Annotated in this window: 13 protein-coding genes; 7 read left to right on the forward strand and 6 right to left on the reverse strand. The window is 65.4% G+C overall.

Features of this window, described 5'->3' with window-relative positions; all coding sequences use genetic code 11:
* Positions 1 to 9: 9 nt before the first annotated feature.
* A complete protein-coding gene (locus tag ACFDTH_RS14580) occupies positions 10 to 549 on the reverse strand; it encodes an SDR family NAD(P)-dependent oxidoreductase (protein WP_375288282.1) in 540 nt (179 codons plus the stop codon).
* A gap of 586 nt (positions 550 to 1,135) precedes the next feature.
* Between ACFDTH_RS14580 and ACFDTH_RS14585 the strand changes: the two genes are divergently transcribed.
* From ACFDTH_RS14585 to ACFDTH_RS14600, 4 genes are all read left to right on the forward strand, one after another.
* Positions 1,136 to 1,999 (forward strand): aspartyl protease family protein, encoded by an 864-nt coding sequence (locus tag ACFDTH_RS14585; protein ID WP_375288283.1) that lies wholly within the window; start codon positions 1,136 to 1,138, stop codon positions 1,997 to 1,999.
* 123 nt (positions 2,000 to 2,122) lie between these two features.
* Positions 2,123 to 3,067, forward strand: coding sequence for an alpha/beta hydrolase (locus ACFDTH_RS14590; RefSeq protein WP_375288284.1), 945 nt, complete (start codon positions 2,123 to 2,125; stop codon positions 3,065 to 3,067).
* Between the two features lie 111 nt (positions 3,068 to 3,178).
* Positions 3,179 to 3,844: a response regulator gene (locus ACFDTH_RS14595; RefSeq protein ID WP_375288293.1), complete on the forward strand. Its 666-nt coding sequence runs from the start codon at positions 3,179 to 3,181 to the stop codon at positions 3,842 to 3,844.
* Between the two features lie 35 nt (positions 3,845 to 3,879).
* On the forward strand, positions 3,880 to 5,172 hold the full coding sequence (locus ACFDTH_RS14600; protein WP_375288285.1) for a sensor histidine kinase: 1,293 nt from the start codon (positions 3,880 to 3,882) through the stop codon (positions 5,170 to 5,172).
* A gap of 31 nt (positions 5,173 to 5,203) precedes the next feature.
* Here ACFDTH_RS14600 and ACFDTH_RS14605 read toward each other — a convergent pair whose 3' ends face one another.
* The 3 genes from ACFDTH_RS14605 to ACFDTH_RS14615 form a co-directional block, all read right to left on the reverse strand.
* The gene (locus ACFDTH_RS14605) at positions 5,204 to 5,455 is read right to left on the reverse strand and encodes a hypothetical protein (RefSeq protein ID WP_375288294.1); all 252 of its coding nucleotides are present in this window, start codon (positions 5,453 to 5,455) and stop codon (positions 5,204 to 5,206) included.
* Complete coding sequence (locus ACFDTH_RS14610; protein WP_375288286.1) at positions 5,445 to 5,843, reverse strand: Arm DNA-binding domain-containing protein; 399 nt, start codon at positions 5,841 to 5,843, stop codon at positions 5,445 to 5,447. Before ACFDTH_RS14610 ends, ACFDTH_RS14605 begins: the two co-directional genes overlap by 11 nt.
* A 213-nt stretch (positions 5,844 to 6,056) precedes the next feature.
* Positions 6,057 to 6,737 carry a tRNA (guanine(46)-N(7))-methyltransferase TrmB gene (locus ACFDTH_RS14615; RefSeq protein ID WP_375288287.1) on the reverse strand — a complete coding sequence of 227 codons (681 nt, stop codon included), beginning with the start codon at positions 6,735 to 6,737 and terminating at the stop codon, positions 6,057 to 6,059.
* A 62-nt stretch (positions 6,738 to 6,799) separates the two neighbouring features.
* Here ACFDTH_RS14615 and ACFDTH_RS14620 point away from each other — a divergent pair, with 62 nt between their 5' ends.
* Positions 6,800 to 7,594, forward strand: coding sequence for a thymidylate synthase (locus ACFDTH_RS14620; RefSeq protein WP_375288288.1), 795 nt, complete (start codon positions 6,800 to 6,802; stop codon positions 7,592 to 7,594).
* Positions 7,591 to 8,055 carry a dihydrofolate reductase gene (locus tag ACFDTH_RS14625; RefSeq protein ID WP_375288289.1) on the forward strand — a complete coding sequence of 155 codons (465 nt, stop codon included), beginning with the start codon at positions 7,591 to 7,593 and terminating at the stop codon, positions 8,053 to 8,055. Before ACFDTH_RS14620 ends, ACFDTH_RS14625 begins: the two co-directional genes overlap by 4 nt.
* A 137-nt stretch (positions 8,056 to 8,192) precedes the next feature.
* Here ACFDTH_RS14625 and ACFDTH_RS14630 read toward each other — a convergent pair whose 3' ends face one another.
* Together ACFDTH_RS14630 and ACFDTH_RS14635 are read right to left on the reverse strand one after the other, a co-directional pair.
* A complete protein-coding gene (locus ACFDTH_RS14630; protein ID WP_375288290.1) occupies positions 8,193 to 9,965 on the reverse strand; it encodes a lytic transglycosylase domain-containing protein in 1,773 nt (590 codons plus the stop codon).
* Positions 9,962 to 10,759 (reverse strand): uracil-DNA glycosylase family protein, encoded by a 798-nt coding sequence (locus ACFDTH_RS14635; RefSeq protein WP_375288291.1) that lies wholly within the window; start codon positions 10,757 to 10,759, stop codon positions 9,962 to 9,964. The genes ACFDTH_RS14630 and ACFDTH_RS14635 overlap by 4 nt, the downstream gene beginning before the upstream one ends.
* Positions 10,760 to 10,897: 138 nt before the next feature.
* Between ACFDTH_RS14635 and ACFDTH_RS14640 the strand changes: the two genes are divergently transcribed.
* The gene (locus tag ACFDTH_RS14640) at positions 10,898 to 12,556 is read left to right on the forward strand and encodes an electron transfer flavoprotein-ubiquinone oxidoreductase (RefSeq protein WP_375288292.1); all 1,659 of its coding nucleotides are present in this window, start codon (positions 10,898 to 10,900) and stop codon (positions 12,554 to 12,556) included.
* The last annotated feature ends 135 nt before the right edge of the window (positions 12,557 to 12,691 follow it).

The following is a 12,691-nucleotide window of genomic DNA, read 5'->3' on the forward strand; positions in this document are numbered from 1 at the left end:
AGATCCTCCTTAAATCACAACCTCAAATCTGTGCCATTGGTGCTGACGGCGGACAAACGATGTGAGCGCCGCCTTGGACACAGCATACGCCGTCACGCCGGGGAAAGGGACGCGCTCGCCCAGGCCCGAGCCGATGCTCACGATGCGCCCGCCCGCGGGAAGATGCGGGATAGCAGCCTTGGCGAACAGCATCGGCGCGCGGACGTTGACGTCCATCATCTTCTGATAGCTATCGAGATCGAGCTCGGCGACAGGTCCGTAAGCGCCGATTGCCGCGCTGTTGATCAGGATGTCGAGGCCGCCAAGCGCCAGCACCGCTTCCTCGACCGCTCGCACGATCGCCTGGGGATCAGCGCTGTCGGCCTGAATGGCCGTCGCCCGGCGACCAGTTGCCTCGATGGACCGTGCAACAGCCTCGGCCTTCTCGGCTGAGTTCTGGAACGTGAATGCGACGTCGGCACCGTTCTCGGCAAGCGCTAGAGCGATCGCTGCGCCGATCCCGCGCGACCCACCCGACACCAACGCACGCTTGCCGCTCAAATCGATCATGGCCCTATCCTTCTCTGACGAAATGCTCCTGAGCACGGCGTCCCGTTCGAGAGACAATCGCCGTGCCGGCGTCTGACGCCCTGATTTTAGTGCCGATCAACGTTTTGCTTAGTGTCGAACGCTGGGGAACTGTGTCGCCGAAACAGGAACACTCAGGAGCATGTCGAACATCGATGGCGGTGTGGCGGGCCGTCGATCGGTTCTCATCACGGTTCCGAGCTTGATCAGCTAGGTCGCTGGGCCGTGGTCTCGAGACTTCTCCGACCGCGTTCCGCTAGGCGAGACACAGCTCCACGCCAGGCGAAGCTACCTCAGCGTTATCTAGGCTGATAGCACAACCGGGTAGTCGGGGTGGGTGCCGAGCAGTTGATCGATGCTGGCGAGCGCCAAGTGCGTCTGGCCGCTTCATTGGATCACTGAAGCCGACGTCTTGAAACGAAAGCAGGCAGTTTCGCCGCGCATGACTGGAAGCGAACGAGCGTCGCACATGAGAAGCAGACAGATTTGGTTGGCCTTTGCAGCAATCCTTACCTGGGGCACGCCGCTCCTTGCACAGAGCGGCCACTCTGCCAGCGAGGGCCCAGCGTTGGACATCAGCGATAGGCCTGTCTCGATGCCCCGCGCACCGGTCTCCGTCGACTTCAAGCTTCGCGACAATCTGGTGACTCTCATAGCCATGATCGATGGCCGGGAGCACGAGGTTGTACTCGACAGCGGCGCGTCGGGCATCATCGTGGACCAAGCCTTCGCCCGTAGGTACAACCTCGTCGAGAATCTTGACGGTGGCGATGTCGCCGTTGGCGGCGGGCAAGCCCAACAAGTGCGCCCGGTGCAACTGGCGAGCCTCGTCGTCGGACCACTCCGCTTTGCGAAGCTGTCTGGCTATTCGACCACTCTTAGTCAGTTATCAGCGTCTGCCGGTTTCCCGGTCGATCTGCTCGTTGGAGCACCAGCCTTCAAACACGGCGTTGTCTCCATCGACTACAAGCGACATCGCGTTACTTTTGGACCGATCGGCAGCGCTCCACGATGCTCCAAACCGATACCACTCGAGATCATCCACGATGTTCCTGTTGTTACAGCTCAGCTGCAACCCAAAGCGGGCTCGGCTACGGTTTCGTTGAAGCTTATCGTCGACCTCGGCACGCGCCATCAGTCCGTTGCGATCGGCGGTCCTTTCGTTCGCAGCGCGGTCGGTCAGTCTCTGATACGATCGGGCACAGCCCAGAAGGTCGGGCATGGCATCGGGGGTGGCGTACGGGGTACCATCGCCAGGGTGGCCGAACTTCGCCTGGGGCAGGCAGTCGTGGCTGACCTTGATGTGGCGCTTTCTTCTGAAGCCAGTGCTTTTGAAGCCGGCGCGGTGGATGGCTCCCTTGGTGTACCGTTCTGGAAGGATGCGGTGATTACATTCAATTATCCCGATCGTTCGCTTTGTATCGAGCGCTGATGCTTGAAAGGCCAATCTAGTCGGTCGTGAGGCCGGAGATGCCTGGCCTTCGCGAAGCCTGCCGCGGGTGGAGACCGCGCTGCTCTGCGCCTGATGAGCAGGCCCGATCCTTTGGAGAATAAAATGCGTATCGATAGGCGACGCGTAACGTTCAAGAACGACAATCGCACGCTGGTCGGCGACTTGAGGGTGCCGGAGGGCTTCTCCGAAAGAGCACGCTATGCATCGGTAGTCATCGTCGGACCTGGCAGCAGCGTGAAAGAGCAGGCTGGCGCAGTCTACGCGGAGAAGCTGGCGGCGAAGGGCTATGTGACGCTGATTTTCGATCCCTCCTACCAGGGCGAGAGCGAAGGTACGCCGCGCGACGCAGAGAATCCGGCCGTCCGGGTCGAAGATATCAGGTGTGCGGTCGATCTGCTCGTCACACTTCCTTTCGTCGACGAGGATGCGATCGGCTTGTTGGGGATCTGCGCCGGCGGCGGCTACGCCGTCAACGCCGCGCTGGTTGAGCGTCGCTTCAAGGCCGTCGGAACCGTCGTTGCGAATGACATCGGAACGGCCTTTCGGCGCATGCAGCCGCAAGCCTCGGCTGTTGAGGACCTGCTAGCGTCTGTCGCCGCGCAGCGCACCGCCGAAGCGAGGGGAGCGGCGGAGAAGCGCGTGGCTTGGCTGCCCAGCCTCGCCGAAGCGGAGACCGCCGGCATTGACGATCCGACCCTCCTTAACGCGATAGACTACTACGCCACATCCCGGGGCCAGAGCGCCCGTCGCACCAATCAGCGGCTGCTGGTGACCGACGCGCTCCTGCTCGGATACGACGGCTTTCACCTCGTCGAGGAGTTGCTCGTTCAACCCCTTCAGGTGATCGTCGGCGGCAAGCTAGGAACTACCTTTTCGCATGAGGCTGGGAAGTCGCTTTGGGAGCGGGCGCGGAACCGCAAGGACTTCGTCGTGATCGCAGGAGCCGACCACTACGACATGTATGACGTGCCGGAATATGTCGACGAAGCGATCAGCAGTCTGACGGCTCTCTACGACGAACATCTTCGGCCTTCGCCGATAGCGTGACGATCGCGGAGGTCATGCCGCGCCAGCCACGCACGCGGATCAGGCAATCTTGGGACAATGGCCGGGGCACAACAGAGCGGTCCGGGATGGAGGACTGATCGCGTGAGAATCATGTTGGTAGAGGACGAGAAGGAGTTCGCCACGGTAACGCGGTCCGCACTCGAGCAGGAAGGCTTCGTTGTGGATTGGATGGACACGATCTCCCTCGCGAACGAGGCATCGCGGTCGGCGGTCCACGATCTCATCCTGCTCGACCTGACCCTGCCCGACGGAGATGGCCTCAGTCTCATACCGCGCTTCCGCGCAGACATGCCGGGAGTCCCCATCATTGTCCTCAGTGCTCGTGGAGAGCTTACCGATCGGGTGAGCGGCCTCGATCGAGGTGCCGACGACTATTTGGTTAAGCCATTTGAACTCGAAGAGATGCTGGCCCGTATCCGCGCGGTACAGCGACGCCCGAACGAACTCGCGCCTAACGAGGTCACAGTCGGCGCTCTGGTCGTCGACACTGCCTTCGGCGAGGCCAAGGTCAACGGCTCCACCTTGGAGCTGCAACGACGTGAAATGAGCGTTCTCTCGGCACTCATCCTGCGCCGGGGACGGACCGTTTTACGCGAGTCCTTAGAGGAAGCGGTCTACGGCTTCGACGACGAGATCCAGTCGAATTCACTCGACGCCCATATCTCGCGGCTCCGTCGCAAGATGAACGACGCGGGTGCCGGCGTCGAAATTCATGCGATCAGAGGCGTAGGTTATCTGCTTAAGGCGGCGTCATGATTGGCGGCCGGCCTTCGCTGAAGGCTCGCCTCATAGTGGGACCGCTGCTTTTCCAGTTTCTCGCAATCGCTGCCGCCGCGCTCGGTTTCATCAGCTTCTTCTACGGATCCAACCTCGATGGTATGTACGCCGAAGACGCGGTCGTGCATGTTGCTGCCGAAGCGATCGTACGGGATCAGGCAGGCAAGCCGGTAATTCGCGTGACCCCCGATCTGGCCAAGCTGCGCAAGGACGCTCCCGATCTTTGGTTCACCGCGCGTCTCGAAGACGGCGCCGAGGTCACCTTCGGCCAGGTGCCCGCCGCCTTTGCGCACCTCGCGAGCGGAGTCGATCAGCTCGCTTCCGCCGATCTGCGCGGGGAAAAGCCACCATACCTGCTTTCCGCCGTCGTACGTAGCGCGACAGGACCCGCGGGGAGAATGAAGATCCTAGCGCATGGTCGCGTACAGCCATTCTCGGTGTTGATCACCACCGCATCCAACATCGTTGCCGCGACGTTCTTCGTGGTAATGGCGCTGGTATCGGTGATCGCCATTCCCCTCATCGTTCGTCGTGCGCTGGCCGGCGTCATCAACGCCGCGCGCCAGGCGGAGAACATCCATGCAGAGCAACGCGGGATGCGGCTGTCGGAGGGGAATATCCCGCGAGAAATCGTCCCGCTCGTACGCGCGGTGAACGATGCGTTGGGCCGTTTAGACGACTTCTACGAGCGTCAAAGCCGCTTCATTGCTTCGGCCGCACACGAATTACGGACACCCATTGCAATCTTGCGCATGAAGGTGAACGCCGCGAGTGACCGCGCCGTGCGTGCGCTGTCGTCCGACGTGGCGCGCCTTTCCAACTTGTCCGAGCAGCTCCTCGATCTTCACCGCCTGGACGACGGCGCTCCGACAGAGACTATTGACCTCGCCATGCTTGCGCGGAGCGTCGCCGCCGATCTGGCACCGATCCTGATCGCGGCGGAAAAGACCATCGAGGTCCTGGCCGAACAGCCGGGTTCGATCGAGGGCAACAGCGGATCAATCGAGCGCACCCTCACCAACCTCATCCAGAACGCGGTCGAGCACGGCGGCGATCAGGTCACGGTCCGGATCGATGGCACCGCGCTCGAGGTCGAGGACAATGGGGCGGGTATCCCCTCCGACGAGCACGATCGCGTATTCGAACCCTTCCACCGACTTAAGCCAAGATCGTCGGGCGTGGGGTTAGGCTTAAATCTGGTGTTGCAGGTCGTCGAGCGTCACGGTGGTCGCGTGACGATTGCCGACGCTCCAAACGGCGGAACGATCGTGCGGGTCTCCTTCCCTGTGCCGGACAGGCCCAGGTAGGCGCCAATGCTCGTGCAAGCTAACCGCACCATCAAACAGCGCACACCGGCATGTTGCTGCGCGACCGCGAGACAAACATGCCGCTGAAGGTGCGGAATAGGCTGCCCGGCTGGCCAGAGCTTATCGTCGCGCTCAACCACCGTTCGCGAGCCTTGACCGCTTTGGGCGTCTCCATTCCCTCCATTGGGCTTTTGCCGATGTCTCCGCGGCTTATGGCCCATCGAAACAGACGCCTCAGTACGGCAAAAACGTTGCGGCGATTGGCTGCCTGTTCACGCGGCATGCGATCGAAAACGGCAACGACGTCGACACGGGTGATGGCGGGGGAGAACCTTGTCCCTCAGAACCGGTTTGACGTGAAGGTGCAGCGATCGCGTGACGAGCGTCGACCACCCTTTGCCCTCGCAACTCGCTGCGAACCGGTCCGCGTAGTTTGAGAATGCGAGATCGACGGCCTCGCGGCGTCGCTGCTTGTCAGCTTCAACCGGATCGACGCCTTGGGCGATGAGGCGGAGAAGTCTTGTCGCTTCCTCGCGAGCGGTGAATGGCGTCCGAGGCGAGCCATGTCCGCCGATCGTGTAGCGACGTGTCTTCGCTTCCCGGCCGCCCACACGAAACTGGACGACATAGGACGCAGAGCCACCAGCGCTAATCTTCACCCCGAAGCTCATTAATTCGTCGTCCTAAAGGAAGTCGGTAACACCGCCTGCCTGAAGCGCGTCGAGGGTCCGCTTGAAGATCTTCCCTGTGGCCATGACGAACCTCATGTACCCAAAAAAGTAATCACCTAGCAATCACCAAGCCGGAAATGGGCGGCGGCAGGCGGCGGTGCGCTTCGGCGTAAGTTACTAGTATTCCTTATGATGATCCGCTGGGCCGTTTGCCTAGATACGTACGTAGCGGAAGTACCACACCTCATGGCCCTGCCGCCGGGCCTTGCGCTCGTAGCGGGTCTCGGGCCAGTCGTCAGGGCGCTCCAGGAAGTCGGCCGGCGTACGCGCCTGCCAGACGAAGTCCCGGCGCTGGCCCATGATCATCATCGCCCAGCGGCAGTATGTCGGGTCGTCGGTGCCGAGCCGGAATTCGGCGCGCGGCTTCAGCTTGGCGGCGATCAGGTTCATCGGGCCGTGGTTGATCATCCGGCGCTTGGCATGTCGCGCCTTGGGCCAGGGATCCGGATGGAGCAGGTAGACACGGCTGAGGCTCGCGTCCGGCAGCCGCTCCAGTACCTCCAGCGCGTCGCCCATGTGGAGGCGGACGTTGTCGAGCCCCCGGTCGCGGACATGTCCCAGCGCGCCGACCACGCCGTTGAGGAACGGCTCGCAACCGATGAAGCCCGCGTCAGGCGCCGCCTCCGCCTGCCCGGCGAGATGCTCGCCCGCGCCGAAGCCGATCTCCACCTGGAGCGGCCGGTCGTCGCCGAACAGCCGTTCGGCGGTCAGCGCGCCCTCGGCCGGCACGGACAGGCGTGGCAGCAAGTCCTCGACCAGCGCGGCCTGCCCTTCGCGCAATTTGTGCCCCTGGCGGCGGCCGTAGAGGCGGCGGATCGTGGTCGGATCGTTCATCGGCGGGGGCGATAGCTCGGCGGCGGCTTTGCGCAAGCGCTCTGCCGCGCTAGTCACGAGCGATGCGGCAATATCTCGACCTGATGCAGCGCGTGCTCGACTCGGGGGCGCGACAGGAGGACCGGACGGGCGTGGGCACGCTCTCCGTTTTCGGCCACCAGATGCGTTTCGACCTCGCCGATGGCTTCCCGCTCCTCACCACCAAGAAGCTGCACCTGCGCTCGATCCTGATCGAGCTCCTGTGGTTCCTGCGCGGCGACACCAATGTCCGCTGGCTCCAGGACCAGCGCGTCAGCATCTGGGACGAATGGGCGGATGAGGCGGGCGAGCTCGGCCCGGTTTATGGCAAGCAGTGGCGCGACTGGGAGACCGCGGACGGCCGCCACATCGACCAGATCCGCGAGCTGATCGACCAGATCCGCACCCAGCCCGCCTCCCGCCGCCAGATCGTCACCGCCTGGAACCCGGGCGATATCCACGCCATGGCGCTGGCGCCTTGCCACTGCCTGTTCCAGACCCATGTCGCCAACGGCCGGCTGTCGCTCCAGCTTTACCAGCGTTCGGCCGACATCTTCCTGGGCGTGCCGTTCAACATCGCCAGCTACGCGCTGCTCACCCATTTGCTCGCGCAGCAATGCGGGCTGGAGCCGGGCGAGTTCATCTGGACCGGCGGCGACTGCCACCTTTACGCGAACCACCTCGATCAGGCGCGCGAGCAGCTCGGTCGCACGCCCGGCCCGCTGCCGCGGCTGGAGATCGCCCGCAAGGCGCCAGCGATCGACGCCTATGAGTACGACGATTTCGTGATCCGCGACTATGCCGCTCAGCCGCACATCAAGGCGGCGGTGGCGGTGTGATCTCGATCCACCTGGCGCGCGCCGACAATGGCGTGATCGGGCGGGACGGCGCGCTGCCCTGGCACCTGCCGGCGGACCTCAAGCGCTTCAAGGCGCAGACCATGGGCCGCGCGATGATCATGGGCCGGCGGACGTTCGAGAGTCTGCCCGGCCTGCTGCCGGGCCGCCGCCACATCGTGCTGACCCGCGATCCGGCCTGGCGCGCAGAGGGCGCGGAGGTGGCGCATTCGGTGGACGATGCCCTGGCGCTCGCCGGCGGCGACGCGGCGGTGATCGGCGGGGCGGAGGTGTTCGCGCTGTTCCTCGACCGAGCCGGGCGGATCGAGCTGACCGAGGTGCATGCGGAGCCCGAGGGCGACGCAGTGGTACCGCCGCTGGAAGGCTGGCGCGAGACGGCGCGGGAGGATCATCCGGCGGAAGGCGATCGCCCCGCCTACAGCTTCGTCACGCTGGCCCGGTAGCTCTCCCCTCCCTCCAAGGGAGGGGCAGGGGTGGGTGGAGGCTTGGCGATACCGGAAGCTCAAGCGTCGATCTGGCCATATCACCAGGACGCGACCCACCCCCGACCCCTCCCTTCCAGGGAGGGGAGAGAAGAGTTTCAATCCGCCGCGCGTGCCGCCATCACCGGCGTTCCGCCACCCACACTCGCCGTCGCGGTCGCGCTCGGCCGGGCGTTCATCCGTACCGCGCTCGCGCCGGGCAGGCCGGGGAACCTGGGCCACATCCCTTGCGCCAGAGCCGATCGGCTGGCGCTCTTCGGCTTGCCGGCCTGACCCTCGTACATCCAATAGTTGCGTAGCACCGTCACGACATAGCCGCGCGTCTCCCAATACGGGATGCTCTCGATGTAGAGCAAAGGATCGCCGCCGTCGCGGACCAGTGCGTTCCACTCGCCCACCGGCTTGGGCCCGGCATTATAGGCGGCGATCACCTTGGGCAGCAGCCCGCCGGTCAGCCCCATGTCGCGCAGCCGCTCCAGATGGCGCTGGCCGACGTCCATGTTGACCGACGGCTTGGTCAGTGAATCGCGGTTGAGCGTCATGCCCCGCTCGCGCGCGAAATCGGTCGCGGCGGCGGGCATGATCTGCATCAGCCCATAGGCGCCCGCGGGTGAGACCACCTTGGAGCGGAAGCCCGATTCCTGCAGCGCGTGGGCGTAGACCAGCGACTTGTCGACTCGCCACCCGCTCTCGGGCGTCCAGTTCGGCGTCGGGTAGCGCGCTTCGGCAGTGGCACTCACCCCCTGCGGGCAATTGTGCGCCAGCCAGACGACGCTGGCGGGCAGGTCCATCTGCTCGGTCAGCCGCACCAGGCTGGCGAACTCGCGCGGGGAGCCGATGCGGGCCTGCTGGCGGATCACCTGATCCGCCTCGTCCGCTTCGCCGATCTCGACCAGAGCGGCGGCGACGCGCACGTTGGGCCGATTTTCCAGCGCCGACCAGTCGCCCGTCACCTTCTGCGGCGATACCTTGGCGACGCGCATTCCCAACGCCTGCCGTGCGAGCTGGCCGTAGAAGGTCTCGCCATATTGCGCGGCATTCTTCAGCCGTGCCTCGACCTTGTCGGGGCGGCCGCACATCATGTCCGCGCGGCCCGCCCAATAGAGCCCGGCCGAGCGCAGGTCGGTGGTGTCGGTGGCGCGCGCCGCCACGCCCTCGAAGCCGGCGCTGGCCGCGGCACAGTCGTTCTGCCGCCACGCCGCCAGCGCGGAGGTCCAGCGGCCCTGCAGCGCCCATTCGCCGCTGCCGTTCGCCGCCTTGTCGCCGAGCCGGCGCGCATCGGTGTTCAGCCCCTGGAGGAAGTAGATCCACGAGACCCGCGCCTGCCATTCGGTCTCCGCCTCGGGCGAGAGACCGTCGGTCTCGTCCAGCAGCGCCTCGGCATCGCGGCCCATGTCCGCCTTGACGAACGGTTGCATCTTCACCGCCAGGTCGGCGGCGATCGCGTCGCTCTTCACCGCCTTGGCGCGGACGCGGATCGGCGCACCGTCCTGCCAGATCAGCCGCTGCTGGCTGGGCAGCGGCGGCAGCTCGCTGGCGCCGCGGATCCGGGCGAGCCGGGCGAGGGCAGGGGCCTGCGGCAGCTCGGGCGCCTCGGTCAGCAGCTTGACCAGGGGCTCCATCTCGACTCGTGGCGAGCCCTTGGCGGTATAGAGTTCGGCACGCGCGAAGGCGTGGAGCGGGCCCGGCGCCATCGCGTCGAGCTGCATCTGCGCCTCCTGCCAGCGGCTGTCGCGGATCGCGGCGAAGACGGCGCGATAAGCGGTGCGCTGCTCGGCGGAAAGCTGCGCTGGAATGCCGGCCGGCTTCGCATCGGCGAACGCCGCGGCGGGCATCATCGCGAGCGCGGCGGCAGCGAGCGTGCGGATCATCGATTACCCCCGATCAACATGAGGTCCCTCCACGCCTGCGCCTTCATCTCGGGCCGCTCCAGCAGGAAGCGGGGATGGAAGGTCGCGAGCGCATGGCCCTCTGTCCTGTTTCTATGGTTAAGTGCGCGTAAACGCTCGCGGCCCTCCGTCAAATCCATCGACAGCACGGCACGGCTCGCCGCATTCCCCATCAGGATCAGCCGTTCGGGCGCGACCAGATCGACATGGTGGCGCGCGATCGCGCCCAGTCGCGCCTCCACGTCGCGCGGCACCCGCCCGGCGGTCGGCCGCTTCCAGCATACCGCGGCGAGGTGGATCGCATCGCGCGAAAGCCCGATCGCGGCGAGCATCCGATCGAACAGCCGCCCCGCGGCGCCGCCCAGCAGGTCGCGATCGTCCCGCTCCGGGCAGTCGACCAGCACCATGACCGCGGCATCGGCCGGCCCGGCAGCGGCGATCGCGGCGCCGTGCCAGCCGAACTCGGGCGCCGCATCGCTCGCGCGCCAGTTGAGAAAGGCGGGAAGGGCGGTGGGGAGGGGAACGCCCCATGCATCATCCGTTCGTCCTGAGGAGCGACTGAGCGAAGGCGAAGACGCGTCTCGAAGGACATGTGGTTCGAAACGGGCCTTCGCTCCGCTCAGTCCCTCCTCACCACGAACGGTGTGGGACAGGGGGGTCTCATCCAGCCACCCCACCGCCGCATCCTCCACCAGCACGTCGACGCCCGCGTCCTGCCACCAGGTCAGCGCACTCACGGCTTCCTTCGCCCAGTCTATGGTCTGATCTGCCCCCACGCCCTATCTGGTTCCCGCGGTTGACGTGCGCGTCAATCTACCCGAAAGCCTCGGGCGACAGGGCGTTGTCGGCTTGCGTCCGGCCGCCGCCCGGCGAGATCATCGCATGCCGTAACGGCGGCATGCCCGGAGAGTGTGATGACCGAACGCGAATCGATGCCCTATGACGTGGTGATCGTCGGCGCCGGCCCGGCGGGCCTGTCGGCGGCGATCCGCTTGAAGCAGCTCGCGGCCGAGAAGGAGGCCGACCTCTCGGTCTGCGTGCTGGAGAAGGGCAGCGAGGTCGGCGCCCACATCCTGTCGGGCGCCACTATCGACCCGCGCGCGCTCGACGAGCTGCTGCTCGACTGGCGCACCGACTGCCCGCTCGCCGAGGTGCCGGTGACGGAGAACCTCCACTGGGTGCTGACCGCCAGGGGCAAGTTCAACCTGCCGCACCTGTGGACCCCGCCGTTCCTCCACAACAAGGGCACCTATACCGGCAGCCTCGGCAACCTGTGCCGCTGGCTCGCCGGCAAGGCGGAGGAGTTGGGCGTCGAGATTTTCCCCGGCTTCGCCGCGGCGGAAATCCTGTTCAACGAGGACGGTTCGGTGAAGGGCGTCGCCACCGGCGACATGGGCGTCGCGCGCGACGGCACCCGCAAGCCGGACTGGCAGCCGGGCCTCGAACTCCACGCCAAATACACTCTGTTCTCAGAAGGTTGCCGCGGACACCTCTCGAAGGAGCTCCAGCGCATCTTCGATCTGCGCGCCGGCGTCGACCCGCAGGTCTATGGCCTGGGCGTCAAGGAACTGTGGGACATCGACCCCGCGCTCCACCAGCCCGGTCGCGTCATCCACACGCAGGGCTGGCCGATCAGCGAGACCGAAGGGACCAACGGCGGCGGCTGGATCTATCACCAGGCCAACGGCCAGGTCTCGATCGGCTTCGTGACTTGGCTCAACTACACCAACCCCTATGTGTCTCCCTTCCAGGAGATGCAGAAGTGGAAGACCCACCCCGAGATCGCGGCGTTGCTCAAGGGCGGCAAGCGCGTCAGCTATGGCGCGCGCGCGATCAGCGACGGCGGGCTCCAGTCGATCCCCAAGCTCGTCTTCCCCGGCGGCGCGCTGATCGGCGACAGCGCCGGCTTCCTCAACGTGCCCCGTATCAAGGGCACGCACACCGCGATGAAGAGCGGCATGCTCGCGGCCGAAGCGGCGGCGGATGCGATTCTGTCGCAGCGTCAGGGCGACGAGCTGTCCGCCTATCCCGCGGCGTTCGAGACGAGCTGGGTCCGCGAGGAGCTGTCGATCGTCCGCAACGTCGTGCCTCTCGTCAAGAAGTTCGGCGACTTCATGGGGTCGGGCATCGCCGGCGTCGCGATGTGGATGGAATATCTCGGTCTCAAATGGCCGTTCACGCTCAAGCACCATCCCGACCACGAGACCCTGTGGCGCAAGGACCTGGTCAAGCCGCCGGTCTATCCCAAGCCCGATGGCGTGCTGACCTTCGATCGCCTGTCGAGCGTGTTCCTCTCGAACACCAATCACGAGGAGGACCAGCCGGTCCACCTGACGCTCAAGGACCCGGCGGTGCCGGTCGAATACGACCTGCCGATGTACGACGAACCTGCGCAGCGCTACTGCCCCGCGGGCGTGTACGAGATCGTCGGCGAGGACACCGGCGACCCCAAGTTCGTGATCAACGCCCAGAATTGCGTCCACTGCAAGACCTGCGACATCAAGGACCCGACGCAGAACATCAATTGGGTGGTGCCGGAGGGGGGCGGGGGGCCGAATTACCCGAATATGTAGCGCGGCAGGCCAGCGGCGCGGAAAGCGCCGTCTGACGACGCGGCTTTGCCGCGGCGCAGGGCTGTGTATGTCCGAGTTTGGGGGTGGGTTCAATCGGTGGTCGCAACGGCTTTGGCGAACATTTCAGCGGGGGTT

The organism is Sphingomonas sp., from assembly GCF_042096255.1.
GTDB lineage: Bacteria > Pseudomonadota > Alphaproteobacteria > Sphingomonadales > Sphingomonadaceae > Sphingomonas.